Source organism: Pedobacter borealis DSM 19626, from assembly GCF_000708285.2.
Classification (GTDB): Bacteria; Bacteroidota; Bacteroidia; order Sphingobacteriales; family Sphingobacteriaceae; genus Pedobacter; species Pedobacter borealis.
In genome coordinates, this window is sequence record NZ_JAUG01000001.1 from 12,715 (window position 1) to 32,564 (window position 19,850).

Below are 19,850 nucleotides of genomic sequence, written 5' to 3' on the forward strand. Positions count from 1 at the left end.
AATCTTATAATCCTAATATTTTTTTATTGAAAGCGCTATCACTACCCGATGCTGCAAAATCGTCAAATGCTTTATCGGTTACGTTAATGATGTTCTTTTTAATAAATTCTGCGCCTTCGCGGGCACCATCTTGCTGGTTTTTGATACAGCACTCCCATTCCATAACGGCCCAACCTTTAAAATCATATTGCGCTAATTTACTAAAAATGGTTTTAAAATCAACCTGACCATCACCTGGTGAGCGGTAACGACCAGCACGGTTTGCCCAACTCTGGTATCCACCAAAAGTGCCTTGTTTGCCTGTAGGGTTAAATTCTGCATCTTTAACGTGGAACGCTTTTATGCGTTCGTGGTAAAAATCGATGTATTGAATGTAATCCAATTGTTGCAACACAAAGTGTGATGGATCATACAATAAGCATGCCCGAGGATGATTATTTACCGCAGCGAGGAACATTTCATAGGTTTCGCCATCAAATAAATCTTCACCCGGATGTATTTCGTAGCAAACATCAACACCACATTGGTCGAATTCGTTTAAGATAGGCGTCCAGCGTTTTGCCAATTCTGCAAAACCTTCTTCAACCAATCCTGCCGGGCGTTGTGGCCAGGGATGGAAATATTGCCACAATAATGAACCACTAAATGTCGCATGTGCATTTAAACCTAAGTTTTGAGAAGCTTTAGCCGCATATTTCATTTGCTGCACCGCCCATTCTGTTCTTGCTTTTGGATTTTTGTGTACTTCTTTTGGTGCAAAGGCATCAAAAAGGTCATCATAAGCCGGGTGTACCGCAACCAATTGACCTTGTAAGTGTGTAGAAAGTTCAGTAATTTCTAAGCCATAAGAAGCTATTTTTCCTTTCAGTTCATCTGCATAGGTTTTGCTTTCGGCAGCTTTTTGAAGATCGATAAATCTTGTATCTAAGGTTGGCATTTGAATACCTTTAAAACCTAAACCTGCTGCCCATTTACAAATACTGTCTAGGGAGTTAAATGGGGCTTCATCGCTTATAAATTGTGCTAAAAATACTGCTGGTCCTTTTATCGTTGTCATGTTGGATTGTTATAATTTATAATCTAACCATTTTTGGTCTGATTGGCTAGAGGCCACTACATTTTCGATAAATGCCATTCCTCTAATTCCATCTTCAGTACCTGGAAAGTCTAACATTGCTGCAGTAGGTTGCTCGTTATTCAACTTCGCATCTACTGTTAATGCAAAGTTTTTATAAATATTTGCAAATGCTTCTAAGTAACCTTCAGGGTGACCGCCCGGTGTACGGGTATTGTGCTGAGCGAAACTGCCCATATAACCGTTGCCTGTTCTGTAAATTTGAGCAGGGGCATTTAACCATTTCACAATTAAGGTATTCGGTTCCATCTGGTGCCATTCCATGCCACCTTTTTCGCCATATACTTTAATTTTTAATGCATTTTCTTCTCCGGCAGCAATTTGTGAAGCCACAAGAACGCCATTGGCACCATTATCGAATTTTAACAATACGTTTCCATCATCGTCAATAGCTCTACCTGGAACAACAATGCTTAAATCGGCACAGATTTTTGTGATTTTTAAACCTGAGATATACTCTGCCAAATGAGCGGCATGTGTGCCGATATCGCCCATGCTACCGCTTTTTCCGGTTTTAGATGGGTCAGTACGCCAGGCTGCCTGCGCATTTCCTTCGCGTTCTGATAAGGTGCTTAACCAGCCTTGAGGATATTCGACCATGATTTTTCTGATTGCGCCTAAAGCACCTTCGCTAACCATTTGTTTGGCCTGTTTAACCATTGGGTAACCAGAGTAGGTATGCGTTAAACATAGTGTTAAGCCAGTTTCTTCTACTTTGGCTTTTAGCTGTTTTGCTTCTTCCAAAGTTAAAGTCATCGGTTTTTCAATCACCACGTTAAAACCCTTATCCAAAGCCATCATTGCAGGAGCAAAGTGAGCAAAGTTCGGGGTAACGATGGTTACAAAGTCAATTCTTTCATCTGCTGGCAACTCACTTTCCTTCGTCAGCATTTCTTCGTAATTGGTATAGATTCTGTTATCCGGAAGAAAAAGTAGTTTTCCAGATTCGTATCCAATTTCAGGATTTACACTTAAAGCTCCGGCAGATAATTCAATAAGGCCATCCATATTGGCAGCCAAACGGTGTACGGCACCGATAAAAGCGTCTTTTCCACCGCCTATCATGCCCATTCTTAATTTTCTTTTCATGTTTATAAAGGTGAGGGGTTTAAGGTTTAAGGTTTAGGGCAATTTCCCTTATACCTTAAACCTTACGCCTTTTACCTGTCTAGATGTTGTTTTTCTATATCTTATTGGTGTATGACATAAGGTTTAAGTTTTAGGGCGATTAAACCCTACACCTTTAACCTTACGCCTTTTACCTGTCTAGATGTTGTTTTTCTATATCTTATTGGTGTATGACATAAGGTTTAAGTTTTAGGGCGATTAAACCCTACACCTTTAACCTTATGCCTTTTACCTCTTTTTAGATGTTCTTTTTCTTTAATTCTTTTACAGCGTAATCGCAAGCACGGGCAGTTAAAGCCATGAATGTTAACGATGGGTTTTGGCAAGCGATTGATGGCATACAAGATCCATCGGTTACGAAAACATTATTTACTTCGTGCATCTGGTTCCATTTATTCAGTACAGAAGTTTTTGGATCATTACCCATCCTTGCGGTACCCATTTCGTGGATTGCCATACCTGGATAACAGCCATTATCGAATGTTTTGATGTTTTTCATGCCTGCCTTTTCTAACATTTCGGCAGCATCATTCATCATATCCACGCGCATTTTTTTCTCGTTCTCTTTGTACTCACAGTCAATAGCCAATACGGGTTGTCCCCACTTGTCTTTTTTGGTTTTATCGATATATACTTTGTTTTCGTAATAAGGTAACATCTCTCCAAAACCGCCCAAGCCCATAGACCATTTGCCTGGAGTGGTCATTTTTTGTTTTAAATCTGCTCCGAAAGACAATTCAGCAATATCATCTTGCCAATTTGATCTGCTTGCCCCGCCCTGATAACCGAAACCACGCAGATAATCACGTTTATCGTTGCCGATATTCTGATACCTAGGGACATAAATTCCGTTTGCACGGCGTCCATAAGTGTATTTGTCATCAAAACCTTCGGCCTCTCCAGATGCTCCGCAACGGAAATGGTGGTCCATTAAATTGTGTCCTAACTGACCACTTCCATTACCCAATCCATTTGGGTGTGCTTCTGATGTAGAGTTTAATAAAACGAAGGTTGAACCTAGCGTAGAACCATTTACGAAAACGATTTTAGCATAAAATTCCATCGTTTTGTTGGTTTCTGCATCAATAACCATTACACCTTTGGCTTTTTTAGTGTCTTTATCATAGATAATATGATTTACGATAGAGTATGGTCTTAACGTTAAACGTTTAGTTGCCATTGCCGCAGGAAGGGTAGAAGACTGCGTACTGAAATAAGCGCCAAACGGACAGCCTCGGCTACATAAATTTCTGTACTGGCAATTGCCACGGCCTTTATGTGGTACCGTAAGATTGGCAACACGGCCAATCATCATAATCCGTTCTCTTTTATAGTGCTCTTCGATACGTGCTTTAACGGATTTTTCTACAATATTTAAATCCATTGGAGGTAAAAACTGTCCGTCAGGGCAGGTAGGCCAGTTTTCTTTCGAGCCGCTGATCCCCGCAAAACGTTCTGCATAATCGTACCATGGCGAAAGTTCCGCATATCGAACAGGCCAATCGCTTCCATGTCCGTCTCTTGCATTATCTTCAAAGTTATGATCGCTTAAACGATAACTTTGGCGGCCCCACATTAACGATTTTCCCCCAACGTGGAAACCACGGTACCAATCGAAACGTTTATCTTCCGTATATGGACATTCTAAATCGTTTACCCACCATTTTTCATTTGCTTCCTGGTAAGGATAATCTCTTTTTTGTACCGGGTGAGTACGTTTTTGCTCTTCGGTAAGTTTTCCTGCATGTTTAAAATCCCATGGATTTTTCATTGCCGTTTCGTAGCCGGTAATGTGCTCGATGTTCATTCCTCTTTCGAGCATTAACACGCGTAAGCCCTTTTCAGTAAGCTCTTTTGCAGCCCAGCCGCCACTAATCCCCGATCCTATAACAATAGCATCGTAAGTATTTTCTGCTTTTAAATTTGTATTTAAATTCATGATGTCTTGTTGTTGTTTTAGAAATTAGGTTGCCCAGGATTTTTGACCTGGTTTTAATGGTGCGTTGCCATCATATCGGCCTGGAATAAGCACATATTCGCGTGCTTTGGTGCAACCAATTTCTGAAGAATAATAACCAAGTAAGGTTAAATCTCTTGCGGTAATAAAAAAGTAAGCCAAATCTTTATTCTCTTCTGATTTGCTCGCTTTTTGGGCAAGCGCGATTGCCCTTAAATCAATCATTAGTTTTTTACGATCGGCTGGTGTTAAAGTGATATAACTTTTTCCGAAATCTTTCATTGATTTAGCCTGAAGATCTTTAAAACCTTGCGCAAATGAGGTTTGCATGGTGGCAGGGTAACAATCTTTCATCATCATCGGAATAAACTTTCCTAAGCCTGCAGCTTTGGCGCCCGCAGACGATTTGGTAGTCGGGACAATAATATCAGCGAATTCAGCGAAAATTTTTTCGTCTTCCAGTGAATAGAGGACAAAGTTCTTTTCGTTTTCCGGCAGCGTAAAACTTTCAAATAAAACGCCCATTGTACTTGCTGAGATTGCTCCACCCAGCAAAAATGCAACGTTTTTGAGTGCTTCTCTTCTGTGCATCGTCTTTATGATTTTATATATTGGTTACTTATGTGTTGAATTAGTAATATTAGAAAAAATATAACGGAAAGAGTAACTTTTTTAAGTTAAATTATCGGTATGCAATGTGATTGTTACTGAGTAGAATTGTTCTAAATAAATTACTTTTTGCCACTCTATTATAGTTTAAACCGTGTTTTTATATCAATTTTACTTGGTGTAAAAAGTACATTTAGTATAGGTAAGCATATTATTTACTAATAAATCTTAAAACACCGATTTTTTAAGGAGAAAATCTGCTTAAAGTAGATTTTTTTTGATGTAGTTATAGCTTTCAGCTATACTATCATAAGGTGCTTTCTTGATGATGTCCTGTTCTGTAAAAATATAATCTACTCCAGCCAATTTAGCAGCAGCAAAAATGCGCTTGAAATCTATCCTGCCAGAACCCACTTCTACGAAAACTGCTTTGTCTGCTTTATCCATATCCTTAACATGGAACATTTTATAACGGCCCGGATTTTTGTTGAACATATCAACAGGATTTAAACCTGCATTTACCGCCCAAAAGATATCGAGTTCAAAACCGACCAGTTTGGCATCGGTTTCAGCGAGCAGGATTTCGTAGCCTGTAGCCCCATTGCCCTGATCTTTAAATTCGAAGTTATGGTTGTGATAAGCTAATTTCAATCCTGACTTTTGGCAAAGCTCGGCCGCTTGGTTAAATTTTGAGGCCATGCGTTTGTAATCATCTAATGTTCCATTGGCCCTGATATCGGTAGGCAAAGCTGGAATAACGAAATATTTCTGGCCAACGGTGGCTGCGGTTTCGATGTGCGATTTTAGCACTTTATCGTCGCCTGAGGATAAAAACTCAGTTAGGTTATAATGGCCGCTGGGAGAGGTGAGGCCATTTGCTTTTAATAAGGTATTAAAGTCTTTTGCTTCCAAACCCCAAAAACCTTTCACTTCGTATTTGCCAGGATAACCATAATAGGTTTCTACCTGGTTATAACCGATTTTAGCTACCTGTTCTATGGTCGCTTTAACATCTGCAGTTAACTGCTCCCTTAAAGTGAAAAGTCCGATTCCGATTTTTGAAACTTTAGCAGACTCAGCTAACGCTGTTGTAACTAATGATGGACTTAAAAAAGCTGCTGCACCAGCAAGGCTTACCTTTTGTAAAAATGATCTTCTTGTTGTCATAATGTTTTAGAATTAAAAAACCGGAGCGTAAACTCCGGTTTTATTTGTTAGAATGAATAAGCTAATGATCCCCAGAAGGTACGTTGAAGTAATGTTCTGCCAATCATTAATGTGCCAGGGGTTATGGTTGAGAAATCTCTGAACTGATCTCCTCGAACATCGCCCTCTGTCAGCACTTTTGCATTTAACAAGTTGTCTGCCCAAAATCTTATCGAAATCTTTTTAGTAAAATTATATCCTGCCCCAGCTTTCATTACCACATAAGCAGGTAGTTTATAGCTATCGCTAGGAGAGGTGAAGCGGCTACCTACGTAATTTGCTGCTACATATAGGTTAAAGTTTTTGTAGTCGTAATTGGCGCCAAGTTCGGTGTTGAGTACAGGAACACGTTCGGTCCTTTTGCCGGTGAAGCTATAGATCCGATTGCCGAATTCGGCTGCAACAGCGGCGTTGTTACTCGTGTTTGCTTCGTAATCGGTGTATTTGGAGTCTTGCAATGTTCCGGTTAAACGTAAGCTTAGTGGTTTAGCAATTTTGTAAGAAACCTCATACTCGGCACTCCAGGTACGTGTAGAACCAAATGCCACCAATGCCTGTAAACCTGAAGCAACTGTTGGAACATTAATGGTTAATGACGTGTTTTTAATTGCCGAATAACTTCCTGATGCGAAAATGGCCAAGTTATTTTTAGCGTATTTAAAACCCACTTCGCCCAAATAAACCGGGCGTTTTTTAATGTTTACAGGGTTATAGGCTGATGCATTATAGTCGCCAATGTTTGGTGCGTTGTAAGCTTTTGTAGCCCTTGCAAAAATACTTGATGTATTGTTTATTTTGTAGTTTGCTCCTACTGAAGCTGCCCAGTTGGTTAAAGTTTCATCATAATGCGTGTAGCCTAAGATATTAGGGTTTGCACTGGCGGTTGTATTAACCGTACCATTTGCATTTAATGCATAATAAGGTCTGTCGCCTTTAACATTTTGATTATCAATGCGGGCACCAATATCTAAGCGCCATTTTTCAGATATTTTAATCTCGTCTCCGGCATATAAGGATAGGGTTCTCGTATCACCAATAAAAGTGTTTTTGGTCTGGATGGTACGCTCTGCAACTGTTGGTGATTGTAATAAAATGCTAGGATGCTCTTTAAATTCAGTAAATGAACGGAAAGCATAACGTAAATCATCCCGGTTATACTGGTGGATGCCCAATCCGATGTTAAGACTGTGGTTTTTTACTTTCTTTCTTAAATCCAGGTAATCAACAATCTGAACATCACTATTAATTTGTCCTTGTGCATTAGAGGTAATTACGTAATCTCCAGCTACGAAAGGCGCTACTGAACCGCCTGGGTAGTAATAAGGCGTTGCTGCTGTTCTCGCTACAATTCCTGCAGGGGCAGTATAGGTAGAATTGGTATGGGTATTTTGATAACGAAAATTGTTAACAATCTGCCAGCCACTGTCGGTTAGGTAGTTGAACTGAAAACCACCCGATCCCAATTTGGTGTGGATTCCATCCGTTAAACTAAAATTATGGCTTCCTGCTGCCGGATCGTTATAGCTCCACTCTGTTTGCGTTGGCGTAATCGATTGAGCGGCCATATCATAATCGCGGTAAGTAGTTGGTTTCCCGGTACCATCGTAAGGGTAATAACTCGTTAGTAAGAACTGAACTTTATCATTCAGGTATTTACCATACACCCTAAAAAATCCTTTATTGTTCTTAAAATTAAAAGTCATGTTCCCTTTAATCTGTCCACCCTCGTTAGCTGGCTTAAAACCTTGATCTACTACACCATTATCGGTACGGTAAAAACCACCGATATTGTATTTAATCTGGTCGTTTATTTTGCCTCCGGTGTTGCCATCAACACGGTACAAACCTTGCGAAAAACCTGTTGTAAACTTAAATTGACCATATTGTTTATCTGCACCAACATAGCTGATGTTATTTACTACCGCACCTGGTGTGTTGGCCTGAACGATTGATGCGTTACCCCCTCTGATGGCTTCTATGTTCTGGATAGTCAGATCTGTTTTATAGTATTGATCTACAGATGGGTTTGTGTTGAACCCTGTTGGTAAAAGCGGTAAACCATCTTCCTGTATACCCAGGAAGATATATCCGCCCTGCTGCGGAAACCCCCTTACCCAAACATTTCCCGGGCCGTCGCCACCTGTACTTTCTACCGTTAAACCTGGTATGGCTTTTAATAAATCGGTACTGTTTAAAGGTGCCCGGTTGGTAATATCTTTATTACTCACTGAAGTTAAGGCCACACTGCTTTCTAATTTTTTCTTTGGATTACCACCGGTTACCATCACACTTTCCAATTGTAGGTTATCTTCTGATAGGCTGATACTCAGGTTTTCGTCGGCATTGCCAGGTGATAGGTTTACTTCTTTGGAAATGAAACCTACGTATCTTACCACGATTACACGGCTGTCAACAGTTAAGCCTTTTAGTGCAAAAGCGCCATTTTCGTCGGTTATGGTCCCGATTGATTTTCCTTTAACGGTAACTGATACCCCAGGGATGGCATTCCCTTTACTGTCGGTTACTTTTCCGGTAACAATGCCTTCAAAGGCTTTTAGTAGTTCGAGGTTGTTATTGGCGGGAATAGAATAGAGCAGAATCTGATCTTTAACTATTCTATATCCCACGTCATAACGTTTTAGCGAATTCTCAAGAAAGTATTTAAGTTTTTGGTTAACCACGTTAATAGAAACTTTACGGTTGGAGTTTATTAATTGTGGGCTGTAAACAAATTTAACATTGGCTAAGTGTTCTGTTTTTTCTATAATGGTTTTAATATCTGTTTGATCGGCTTTAATCGAAATTGATTTGTTCAGGAAATCTTGTGCGTCGACATTTTTGGCAAAAGCACCACAAGTAAAAATTATTATTGCAAGTATTTGGTAAATCGAAACTCTCATTGCATATATCGCCAGCGAAATAAGTTGATTTTTTTTCATAAATTTGGTTATTGTTCATTAAATGATTGGATTTATTGGACATAGAAATACCATGAATACATTTCTAATGTATTTAACTCGCCGGCAATGCCCCACATTGTCGGCTTTGTTTTTAGAAAAATATTATGGAAAATGGAGCCGCGGTTATGGGCTGTTGGTGTTGTGGTTCTTCTTCATCATGTTTATATATTTGGTTAGTTTTTATTGGAAACCACAATGCTGGTTCCCTGGATGTAATATTTGCTTGAGATGGTTCCACAGATCAGGTCGAGCTGCTCATATAGCCCTTTTTTGCTTAAATCTCCGGTAAAAGTATAGGTCGAAATCTGCTCATTATCCGATTTTATCTCTATCCCATATGCTTCAGATAAGGTTTTGAAAATTTCTTTAATGCTTTCTTCTTTAAAATTGTAGCTCAAGCTTGTGGGTATGTTATAAGCTTCGGCCAATGGAATAGGCTTGCTTACCAATGTTTTATTTAATTTGTGGTCGGAAAAAACACCTTTTTGATTTGGCGTAAGCAGAATTGGTTTCGCCAGTTTTTCTTTAGAGAAAGTAAATAGCGAATTTTTTTGATTTTCTTCTACCTGAACTTTTCCGGTCCTTACGGCAACTTGGGCGGGAAGTTTATCTGTTGACGATTTTACCCAAAAGCTGGTACCCAAAACACGTATAACCAGTTTTTGATTATATACATAAAACGGTCGCTTTGGGTTTTTGCTTACCGAAAAGAAGGCTGTTCCTTTTAAATAAACCATTCTTTTGTTGGTAGCAAAAATCTTTGGATAAATAATATTGGCCTGCGGTTTAAGTGTTACCGTGCTTTCATCGCTAAGCGCTATAATGATGGGACGATCAGTATCATTGGTTTTGCTGATTAAGCTTAAATTGCTGTTTTCATCAATAAAAGATTGTTCAGCATGGTTGTAGTTCGTTAGGTATAATCCCCCGATAAAAAAGGCAACCAATATAGCTGCTGCAATTGCAAATTTTGGCCAAAGCTTTTTAACCTTTAATGTTGGTGCTGGTTTGCGTTCAATATTATTGATGTTTAGCCAGGTATTGGCCTGCATTTCCTCCAGTGCTGTTGACGATAGATCTTTAAAATTCCTGCTATTTAAGTTATGATACCATTTATCTACCCAAAGCTTTTCGGCTTCGGTACAATTTCCGTTTTCGTAACGGCTTAGTAAATCGTAAAATGATTTCTGGTCCATAAGAAAGAATATTTGGCTTTATACTATACAAGTAACACAATGAATGCGAACCCCTAAAGGCAGGAGATAAAAAAGTTAAAATAATTTTCAATTGCCTGGTAATCAGTTACAAAAAGATGTAGAAATTTTTAATATATTCTTTAATTCTTTTAATTGAGCGGGTAATATGGTATTCAACAGCTTTTTCGGAAATATTTAAACCAGCAGAAATATCTTTAGTAGATTGGTGTTGGTATCGGCTCAGCCTGAAGACTTCTTGTGTTTTTTCTGGAAGGGAGTTGATACCTTCTTCAATGATGGAAGATAGATCATGAAGATCGACCAGGTTTGCAGTATCCTGATGGTTTTCTGAATAAGTTAGGCTTTGGTATTCCATGTACTTATTCTCCATAACCAGGCTCCTGATGTGGTTGATTACACTTAACTTCAAGGCACCGAACAAATAAGCCTGGAGGTTATTAATCACCGCTTCCTGCCGCTTTTCCCAAAGGGAGATAAAGATGTTCTGCACCAGTTCTTCAGCAATTACCTTATCGCCTGTTTTTTTGTAGGCTGCCAATAAAAGCTCATTACTATAAGTGAAATATATTTTTTCGTAAGCCTGTTTATCGCCCAGTTTTAAGCGATCAAGTAAATCATCAGATTTTTCAGGCTCAGCGTGAGTCATTTGTTATTTGGTTATGCAGGTAAGTGTAGTAAATGTAATAAAATTAATGTTGAAATGTAATCAAGTTTGATTGTGTATGGTTTCATTGTTGAAAGGTTCTAATACCTGAGATATCAGTTAATCGTTTTCAGTTAGCAATTTGCAGTTAGCAATACAACAAATAAACAATCCGGTTTACAGTTAACTAGTTTATACAATTAGCCGATTAATCCTTTTTAAACTATCTAACCGATTAACCAGTTTAAACAATTAACCACTATTCTATACACTAAGTATAAATATTTTATCGCCTTTTATCTCATTTTTTTACCTTTGCTCAATCTCAAAAAAATTATGCAAGAAAAAATTGTTGTTTTAGGCTCTAATGGGCAAATTGGTACCGAGTTGGTAACCATGTTACGTAAAATATATGGTGATGATCATGTGGTTGCATGCGATATTCGCAGACCAGATTACGACATCAAAAACTCTGCACCGTTTGAATTTGTGAATGTGCTTGATAAGGAAATGATCAATGGCATTTTTCATAAATACAGACCAACACAGGTTTACCTTTTAGCAGCTTTATTATCGGCTACAGGTGAGCAGAATCCAAAATTAGCCTGGGATTTGAATATGAACGGCTTGCTGAATGTTTTAGATTTAGCATTAGAATATAAAACGGCAAAGGTATATTGGCCAAGTTCAATCGCTGTATTTGGGCCAAATTCGCCAAAAGATAATACCTCGCAATATTGTGTAATGGATCCGAATACCGTTTATGGAATCAGTAAACTGGCAGGTGAGCGCTGGTGCGAATATTATAACCAAAAATACGGATTAGATGTAAGGAGTATCCGTTATCCAGGATTAATCAGCTGGAAAGCTGCCCCAGGTGGTGGAACAACAGATTATGCGATTCATATTTTTCACGACGCATTGAAAAAAGGCAGCTACCAGAGTTTCTTAAATGCAGAAACGGAGTTGCCAATGATGTATATGGATGATGCCATTCGTGGAACCATCGAACTAATGGATGCACCGGCAGATCAGATTTCGGTGCGTAGCAGCTATAATTTTGGTGGGGTAAGTTTTACACCTGAGATTTTAGCAGCCGAAATCAGAAAACATATTCCAGATTTTACATTATCTTACGCCGCTAATGATCCCCGTCAGCAAATTGCAAATAGCTGGCCACGTTCTATCGACGATAACTATGCTGCAAAAGATTGGGGATGGAAACCAGCATTCGATTTATCGAAACTGACAATTGATATGTTGAATAATTTAAAAAAATAATATAAAGGTAGAGGGTTGAAAGGTTGAAGGCATAAGGTCTCCTATCTCAAATCTTATATCTCAATACTCGAAAAATGGGAAGAGCATTCGAATTTAGAAAAGAGAGAAAATTTAAGCGTTGGGCCAAAATGGCGGTTCAGTTTACGCGTATTGGTAAAGATATTGTAATGGCGGTTAAGGAATCCGGACCTCATCCAGAAACCAACTCGCGCTTACGTACGGCTATGCAAAATGCGAAAGCGGTAAACATGCCAAAAGATAGGGTAGAGGCAGCTATTAAGCGTGCATCTGATAAATCGATGGCCAATTACGAAGAAATTGTATATGAAGGTTATGCGCCACACGGTGTTGCCGTTTTAATTGAAACTGCTACTGATAATACCAACCGTACCGTAGCAAACGTTCGTAGTTATTTTAACAAAACAGATGGTTCTTTGGGTAAAACCGGATCGTTAGATTTCGTTTTTAACCGCAAATCTGTTTTCCGTTTTGTACCAGCTGAAGGTTTAGACTTAGAAGAGTTAGAGTTTGAACTCATTGATGCTGGTTTAGAAGAATTGTACGTAGAGGCTGATGAAGAAGGCAACGATATCGCTGTTGCTCAAGGTGCTTTCGAAAACTTTGGATCTTTACAAAAAGCTTTAGAAGAAAAAGGCATAGAGTTAAAGAGTTCAAAACTAGAGCGTATTGCTTTGTCTCACCACGAGGTAACGGAAGAGCAGGCAGCTGATGTTTTGAAATTGATTGATAAGTTAGAGGAAGATGATGATGTGCAGGCAGTTTACCATAATATGGCAGAATAACATCAATTAGAATATTTTACAAGAGCTTGAAGATTTTTCTTCAGGCTTTTTTTGTGGTTTTTGTTTTTGAAGAGCAAAATCGGTGCTTATTGGTTAAGACGGTCCCGCCATCATTTCAAGTCCTCGGCCTCGTTCCTCAACCTCCGGGCTTTCCATTTTGTCGGGTCTAGGTTACTTAGGTCAACCTAGGTAAATTAAACCTGACAGCAGCGGGCACGAACTCCCGATTTTTTCAATCGGGGTGAGTAAAGCGGATGGCAGGGCTTTTGGAACCGATAAGATACCGAACCTTGCTTTTCTAATTCTTTTACTCCTGATCGTCACCCTGATCCGATAGCTATCGGATTTATTTCAGGGTCTTGCCAGATAGATACTGAAACAAGTTCATTATGACGGATCGTTCTACTATTTCTTATGTGAAAATAGCCAGGTTAACAATTCTGGCTCTGCAAAGGCACTGTCCCAGCTATTGTGGTTATCATTTGGATATAGGGTAAATTTCACTTCATCGCCAACAGTTTTCAAACGTTCGGCAATGGCAATCGAAAAAGCCGGATCAACTACATCATCTTTTGCCCCATGGAAAATCCAAAGCGGTATTTTTTGATATTTTTTAATGTTGTTGGTGTTATCGCCACCACAGATGGCAATGGCAGCGGCAAATTTGCGGCGTTCTCTTCTTAACAGCTCATAAGTACCCATTGCCCCCATTGATAAACCGCCCACGTACACCTGCTCTTTGTTTATATAAGGTTTATTAAGGAAGTTTTTAACCATGCCTTGTAGCGCATGCATAATTTTGGTTGGTTTGCCACCCTCCACAAAACTGATTCTCCTTTTGCCTTTGGCATCTTTCTCAAAATTGGCATTTGCCCAAAAGTCGTTTGATGGGCATTGTGGGAAAACAACAATAGCAGGGAAATTTTTGCGTAAATCATTTTTTAAAAACAATTTTCCACCATGTACCAGTTGACTGGTATTGTCATTCCCCCTTTCGCCGCTTCCATGGAGGAAAAAGATGATCGGATATTTTTGGTCGGGATTAAAATTCTCGGGAAACAGGATTCTGTAATAAATAGAGTCCTTTCCTTTGATATAGCTTCCCTTGTCGTATTTTTTTAAGTCTTGAGCGTTTAAAAAGAGTACAGAAAAAAGAATGCAGATGGTAAAAAAAATCTTTTTCATCCGTTTTATATTATTTTAAAGTTGATGAAGCTATCATGATTTGTTATTTCAAGGTGTGTTTTGATAAATTATGATGGTTTCATTTAACAAAAATAGAAAACCCTGGCTACTTTACAATAGCACAGGGTTCATAACCAAACCTAACTGTCTTTATTTCAGTGTAAAAGATGCTTCTTTTACATCGCGTGAATTTGTGCCAATGAATACTTTAAAATCGCCGGGTTCAGCCACGAATTTTAGATCAGCATTGTAAAACTTAAGATCATTTTCGGAAATGTTGAAAGTGACGGTTTTACTTTCTCCGGCTTTTAAATTAATCTTTTGAAAACCTTTTAGCTCTTTTACCGGACGGGTAATGCTTCCCACAAGATCTTGAATGTATAATTGAACGACCTCTTTACCTTCATATTTACCCGTATTACTTAGCGTAACCGATGCCGTGATCGTTTTCCCTTTGGTTAAGGTATTTGAACTTAATTTAACATCGCTGTAATTAAACGTGGTATAGCTCAGGCCAAAACCGAAAGGATATAAAGGATCGTTGCTTACATCTAAATAGTTGGAGCGGAATTTTTCGAACCATTTACCCTCTGCCAACGGTCGACCGGTGTTTTTATGTGCATAATACAAAGGCACCTGACCTACATTTTGAGGGAAAGTTGCACTCAGTTTACCCGAAGGATTAACATCGCCAAAAAGTACATCAGCAATTGCATTTCCTGCTTCACTACCCGGGAACCAAACATTTAAAATGGAAGCAATATTTTCCTGCTCCCAGTTTAATGCCAACGGACGACCGGTAAACAACACCAGTACCACTGGTTTGCCAGTTTTAGCCAGTGCTTTTAACAGGTTTTTCTGTGTCTCGGGAATCTGGATATCGGTTACACTACTGCTTTCGCCTGTAAATTCAGAACCTTCACCAATGGTAGTCACAATAACGTCCGATTTTTTAGCAACCTCTAGCGCTTCCTTGATCATTTCTGCTTCGGTTCGAGGATCGCGTTTGTAAGTAGGATTGTGGATGTTGACATAGCGTTGCTCCATTGCAGAATCTGCTAAAAAATTAGCGCCGCGTGCGGTTAAAATTTTCGCTTTATCACCCAAAACATTTTTTAAACCTTGAAGTACCGTTATCGATTTATCGAAAAGGGCAGCAACACTCCAGGTACCGTACATGTTGGCAGTATTATCTGCCAATGGACCGATTAAGCCAATAGTACCTGATTTTTTTAATGGAAGTATATTATTGTTATTTTTTAGTAACACGAAGCTTTCAGCAGCAATTTCGCGTGCAACCTGACGGTTAGCTGGACTAAAAACCTCTTTTTCTGCTCTTTCTGCATTACAGAATTTATAAGGATCAGCAAATAAACCAAGTTTATATTTTGCCTGAAGCACTAATCGGCATGCCCTGTCTATTTGTGCCATGCCAACTTTTTTCTCTGCCAATGATTTTTTTAAAGTACCTAAAAAGCCTTCGCCCACCATATCCATATCAATGCCAGCATTTAAAGCCAAGGCAGAAACAGTTTGTAAATCGCCCATGCCGTGGGCAATCATTTCAGGAATACCCGTATAATCAGTTACCACGAACCCTTTAAAGCCCCATTGGTTACGTAAAACATCGGTCACTAACCATTTACTTCCGGTTGCAGGGATACCATCAACTTCGTTAAAAGAGGCCATAATACTGGCTGCTCCTGCATCAACAGCGGCTTTATAAGGAGGGAAATATTCATTGTACATGCGCACTTTGCTCATATCGGTGGTATTATAATCTCTGCCAGCTTCAGCAGCACCATAAAGCGCATAATGTTTTACGCAGGCTAAAATTTCGTTATTAGCCTGAAGTTTACCTTGATAACCTTTCACCATGGCTGCGGCAATTTGTGAACCTAAATAAGCATCTTCGCCACTTCCTTCCGAAATGCGGCCCCAACGCGGGTCTCTAGAAATATCAACCATAGGAGAGAAGGTCCAGTTAATTCCACTTGCACTGGCTTCTATCGCAGCAACCCTTGCCGATTTTTGTACTGTGGCCATATCCCAAACGCAACTCATTCCTAATGGAATGGGGAAAACGGTATTATAACCATGGATTACGTCCATTCCAAAAAGCAATGGGATTTTCATGCGGCTGTTTTCTACTGCAATCTTTTGAACTGCCTTTATCTTATCTACTCCTTTAATGTTAAATAATCCACCAACCTGTCCATCCCTGATTTTTTTAGAAATGTCGCTGCTGTTAGCCTGGCCGGTGGTGATATCGCCGGAACTTGGCAGGTTCAGCTGACCAATTTTTTCATCAATGGTCATTTTCGCCATGAGGTTGCTGATGAAGGCATTCATCTTTGCATCTGCTGCCGAAACAGATTTTTTGCTTTGTGCTGATCCATTCAGTACAAGTAGGGTTAAAAAAACAACCAGGATATTCGCTCTCTTCATTATATGTGTGTTTTATTCTTTTAATTAGCGGACGATCGTTTCCAACGAGTGCCTAAATAGCTTTACGATTTTATCGTGTTTTAACATTAATCGCTAAAAGCGATTGGTTATTTTCACACCCGTTACAAACGAGCGTGAGCTATGTATTTTATTAATCAACTTTCTTTACCTCGGTTTTTGCCGATACACCATTCTCATTTATTGCTTCAATGGTAAAATAATAAGCTTTTTGGCTGTCCATTGCTTTGAACCAGTACTCATTAAAATCATGGATCATGATGCAATTGTATAGTTTATCTGGCGCAGTACCGTAGTAAAGATTATAGGCAAATGCATTATCAACAGGCTGCCATTTGATGTAGGCGCTGCGTTTATCTTTTTCTGTCCTCAATACAATCAGGTTTTTAACCTTTGTTGGTTTTTCTCCATTTCCATTGCCGAAAACACGTAAGCCACTAATGGCAAATTTTCCGGTTGGCATATGGATGTTTATCATTTTGATGAATCTGGTTTTTACCGGTTTCTGCAGTTCGATATAATCGTGCGGCACATCGGTTTTGTTCTGGCTTTTATCAACCAGCGTAGTCCATTTTTTACCATCAGTTGATGATAGAATCTTATATTGATGGTAAATTCCGATCTGTTTACCAATAAATTCTGCATCCTGATCTGCATAATTAATCTGGATGGCATTAACCGTTGCCAGACTACCCAGATCGGTTTGGATCCATTCGCCATTGTTTGCGGTTTTTGCACTCCAATAAGTTTTAATGCTTTCATCAACGGCATTGTTGGCATTAAAGCTTCCTAAAGTTGAAGAAACAGTAACGGGTTTTTTATAGTTAATTAGCATCCAACCTGGACCTGCCGGACCACCTTCCTTTCTTTCGGAAGGTAGATAGAGCGGATAATCTCCAAAGGCAGTATTGGTCCACATCACATCGTCTTTATCAAAACCGGTTGGCCAGATACCCATTCTGCGCTCCCAGGTGTTTTTTACACAGATAATGCTCGTAGAAATGTGCCAGTAATTTTTACTGTTATCCTGAAAGGTTGCGCCATGCCCTGCACCACGCGAAAATCCACCACCTTTATAACTTAAAGGATCAGATTGAGGCGTAAATGGGCTATCGTAAAACAAAGGTTTGGTTCCAACCACCACTCCATCAGAATAACCGCTAAATTCGGTTCCTGGTGCTCCGTATTGAAAGTAATATTTGCCATTATGTTTGGTCATCCATGCACCTTCGGCAAAAGGATCAAGAAATGTATTGTCCATATATTCGCCAAAACGCTGCCAGCCATACCGCCAACTTTCAAGCAGGTACATTGGTGTGCGGGTACCTTTAGGTTGAAAAGTTTTGCGGTCTAATTCCACACCATACATGGGGTAGTTATTACTGCTTCCGTTATACATGTAAAATTTGCCATCGTCATCGGTAAAAAAGGACGGATCCCAGCCACCAATTTCTAAAGAATCAACCAATGGGAACCATTTGTTCCCTTTTGGGTCGGTACTTCCCCATAAAGTGAAGTTTTTAGTATAGGTACTCCCGAAAACGACCATAGTATCGCCAACGATGCCTACCCCTGGTGCACAGAGTTCATCTTTTGTTTTGTTCCATGGACGGAGAAATTTTCTTTCATGGAATTTCCAGTTCAGCATATCAGCGCTATGCCAATAACCCCATTGGTTGGTGCTGAAAAGATAGAAATCGCCCTTATAATTTACAATCACCGGATCGGCAGTGGCACGGTGTTTCCCCCATTCGGTAAAAGATTCGAATGGTGTATAACCATAATCTACATTGATTGGATTGCAGTAAGTTTTTTGATTTTGTGCAAATGCCGAAGCAGTGCAGATCATGATTGTTATTGTTATAATCAGTCTTCTCATTTTATTTTTTTAAAGTAGGATGTTCAAAACCTAATTTTTGTAATCCATTTTGAACATTCTTGTTTCCCATAAAAAGCTTCCAAAGTAGACCCGATCTGTAATTTTCGATCATCACGACCATTGGGCCTTGGTCGATACCTAAATATCTTTTCGGATACCAATTGTCCTGCTCTGAAAAGGCATCGTAAAAACCATATTTCCCCCAAACTTTATCGCCCAGATCTTCGTAAAGATGCCTGATTACCCTCATCGATTCTTTTGGAGTGTATGGGATTGATGATATAGCTGCAGTAGGAGAGATTACGCCAAAATCTTCCTGAGGGTTATGTGCAGCATAACCTTTTACCGAATAACTGGCTGTTAAACCCCAGTTGTTTTCTCCATAACCTTTAAATTTCTTTGGGTTGGCCACACAGTAATCGTGTATGGCAAGTGTGTGGTTTACGTTATTTTCCCAATAATTTGCATAACGGTCTTTTAAACCTTTCGGATTTAGACCTAAATAGGAGTAATGTGCCCAAAATAATGGTCCTACAGAATTTTTCTGGCCTTGATAATCAAGTGTAAAAGGATGTCCGTAAAATTTGAAATTAGTTTTAATCTGTCCGTTTCTTGCCCAACCTTCGTGATAAACTTCAGCAGGAACACCATGCGTAGGGGATGAGGCCGCCATTACATACATTATTAAACATTCGTTATAACCTTTTACGGGAAAGTTCATTTCCCATTTATACGCTGGCGACCAATGCCAGTACAATACATTTTGGCCATTGCGGTACCAGTCGAAATCGATTCCTTTCCAAAGTTCATCAGCTTTTTTCGCTAATGCCTTTTCACCATCGGTTCCATTTTTATAATATTCGTTAATACAGATTAAGGCCTGTGCAACAAAAGAAGTTTCTACGAGATCGCCTCCATTATCTTTTTGCCCAAAAGGACGTACTTTGGCAGTTTCTCCATTTATCCAATGCGACCATGCACCATGAAAACGATCGGCTTTGGATAGAAAATCCAATATTTTGTTTAATCGGTCTAATCCTTCTTTTTTTGTTACATAACCTCTATCAATACCGCTTAAAATGGCCATCAAGCCAAAGCCAGTTGCACCGGTTGCCACTGTATTCTTATCATTTTCCGGGTACACATTATCCACATGAAAGCGTTCTCTACCAGCACCTGATGTTGGTTCAGCCCCATCCCAAAAATATTGGAAAGTCTGTTTTTGCACAAGATCCAGTAATTCAATGTCGGTAAGGTTTTTTTTGATCTTCAGATCAGGATTGTATGCCTGTTTTTCACGCTGTGCACATGATGATAGCGTAAAAAGGGTAAATGATAATAAAAGGAAGTTTCGGAATATAAATTTCATTGCTGCTGTATA

The 19,850-nt window shown here is 39.3% G+C and carries 14 protein-coding genes; 2 read left to right on the plus strand and 12 right to left on the minus strand.

All coding sequences use genetic code 11. From position 1 onward, the window contains the following. Positions 1-4 precede the first annotated feature (4 nt). From AW17_RS00070 to AW17_RS00105, 8 genes are all read right to left on the minus strand, one after another. Complete coding sequence (locus tag AW17_RS00070) at positions 5-1,057, minus strand: sugar phosphate isomerase/epimerase family protein (RefSeq protein ID WP_029274021.1); 1,053 nt, start codon at positions 1,055-1,057, stop codon at positions 5-7. A 9-nt stretch (positions 1,058-1,066) separates the two neighbouring features. Then, entirely contained in the window at positions 1,067-2,224 is a 1,158-nt protein-coding gene (locus AW17_RS00075) for a Gfo/Idh/MocA family protein (protein WP_029274022.1), read from the minus strand. A gap of 277 nt (positions 2,225-2,501) precedes the next feature. Continuing rightward, a complete protein-coding gene (locus AW17_RS00080) occupies positions 2,502-4,202 on the minus strand; it encodes a GMC oxidoreductase (RefSeq protein ID WP_029274023.1) in 1,701 nt (566 codons plus the stop codon). 24 nt (positions 4,203-4,226) lie between these two features. Beyond that, positions 4,227-4,811 (minus strand): gluconate 2-dehydrogenase subunit 3 family protein, encoded by a 585-nt coding sequence (locus AW17_RS00085; protein WP_029274024.1) that lies wholly within the window; start codon positions 4,809-4,811, stop codon positions 4,227-4,229. 279 nt (positions 4,812-5,090) lie between these two features. Further along, entirely contained in the window at positions 5,091-5,996 is a 906-nt protein-coding gene (locus AW17_RS00090; protein WP_029274025.1) for a TIM barrel protein, read from the minus strand. A 47-nt stretch (positions 5,997-6,043) separates the two neighbouring features. Continuing rightward, positions 6,044-8,974: a TonB-dependent receptor domain-containing protein gene (locus AW17_RS00095; RefSeq protein WP_029274026.1), complete on the minus strand. Its 2,931-nt coding sequence runs from the start codon at positions 8,972-8,974 to the stop codon at positions 6,044-6,046. A 194-nt stretch (positions 8,975-9,168) separates the two neighbouring features. Beyond that, positions 9,169-10,191, minus strand: coding sequence for a FecR family protein (locus AW17_RS00100; RefSeq protein WP_051691547.1), 1,023 nt, complete (start codon positions 10,189-10,191; stop codon positions 9,169-9,171). 106 nt (positions 10,192-10,297) lie between these two features. After that, the gene (locus AW17_RS00105; protein ID WP_029274028.1) at positions 10,298-10,858 is read right to left on the minus strand and encodes a sigma-70 family RNA polymerase sigma factor; all 561 of its coding nucleotides are present in this window, start codon (positions 10,856-10,858) and stop codon (positions 10,298-10,300) included. A gap of 333 nt (positions 10,859-11,191) precedes the next feature. Between AW17_RS00105 and AW17_RS00110 the strand changes: the two genes are divergently transcribed. Further along, positions 11,192-12,136 carry an NAD-dependent epimerase/dehydratase family protein gene (locus tag AW17_RS00110; RefSeq protein WP_029274029.1) on the plus strand — a complete coding sequence of 315 codons (945 nt, stop codon included), beginning with the start codon at positions 11,192-11,194 and terminating at the stop codon, positions 12,134-12,136. A gap of 74 nt (positions 12,137-12,210) precedes the next feature. After that, positions 12,211-12,939, plus strand: a complete 729-nt coding sequence (locus tag AW17_RS00115; RefSeq protein WP_029274031.1) for a YebC/PmpR family DNA-binding transcriptional regulator — start codon at positions 12,211-12,213, stop codon at positions 12,937-12,939. 405 nt (positions 12,940-13,344) lie between these two features. Here AW17_RS00115 and AW17_RS00120 read toward each other — a convergent pair whose 3' ends face one another. The 4 genes from AW17_RS00120 to AW17_RS00135 all read right to left on the minus strand — a co-directional run bounded on the left by AW17_RS00120 (position 13,345) and on the right by AW17_RS00135 (position 19,838). After that, positions 13,345-14,124 carry a carboxylesterase family protein gene (locus AW17_RS00120; RefSeq protein ID WP_029274032.1) on the minus strand — a complete coding sequence of 260 codons (780 nt, stop codon included), beginning with the start codon at positions 14,122-14,124 and terminating at the stop codon, positions 13,345-13,347. Positions 14,125-14,274: 150 nt separating this feature from the next. After that, a complete protein-coding gene (bglX, locus tag AW17_RS00125; RefSeq protein WP_029274033.1) occupies positions 14,275-16,572 on the minus strand; it encodes a beta-glucosidase BglX in 2,298 nt (765 codons plus the stop codon). Positions 16,573-16,723: 151 nt separating this feature from the next. Beyond that, entirely contained in the window at positions 16,724-18,469 is a 1,746-nt protein-coding gene (locus tag AW17_RS00130; RefSeq protein WP_029274034.1) for a discoidin domain-containing protein, read from the minus strand. Between the two features lies 1 nt (position 18,470). After that, positions 18,471-19,838 carry a glucoamylase family protein gene (locus tag AW17_RS00135; RefSeq protein WP_029274035.1) on the minus strand — a complete coding sequence of 456 codons (1,368 nt, stop codon included), beginning with the start codon at positions 19,836-19,838 and terminating at the stop codon, positions 18,471-18,473. Between the last annotated feature and the right edge of the window lie 12 nt (positions 19,839-19,850).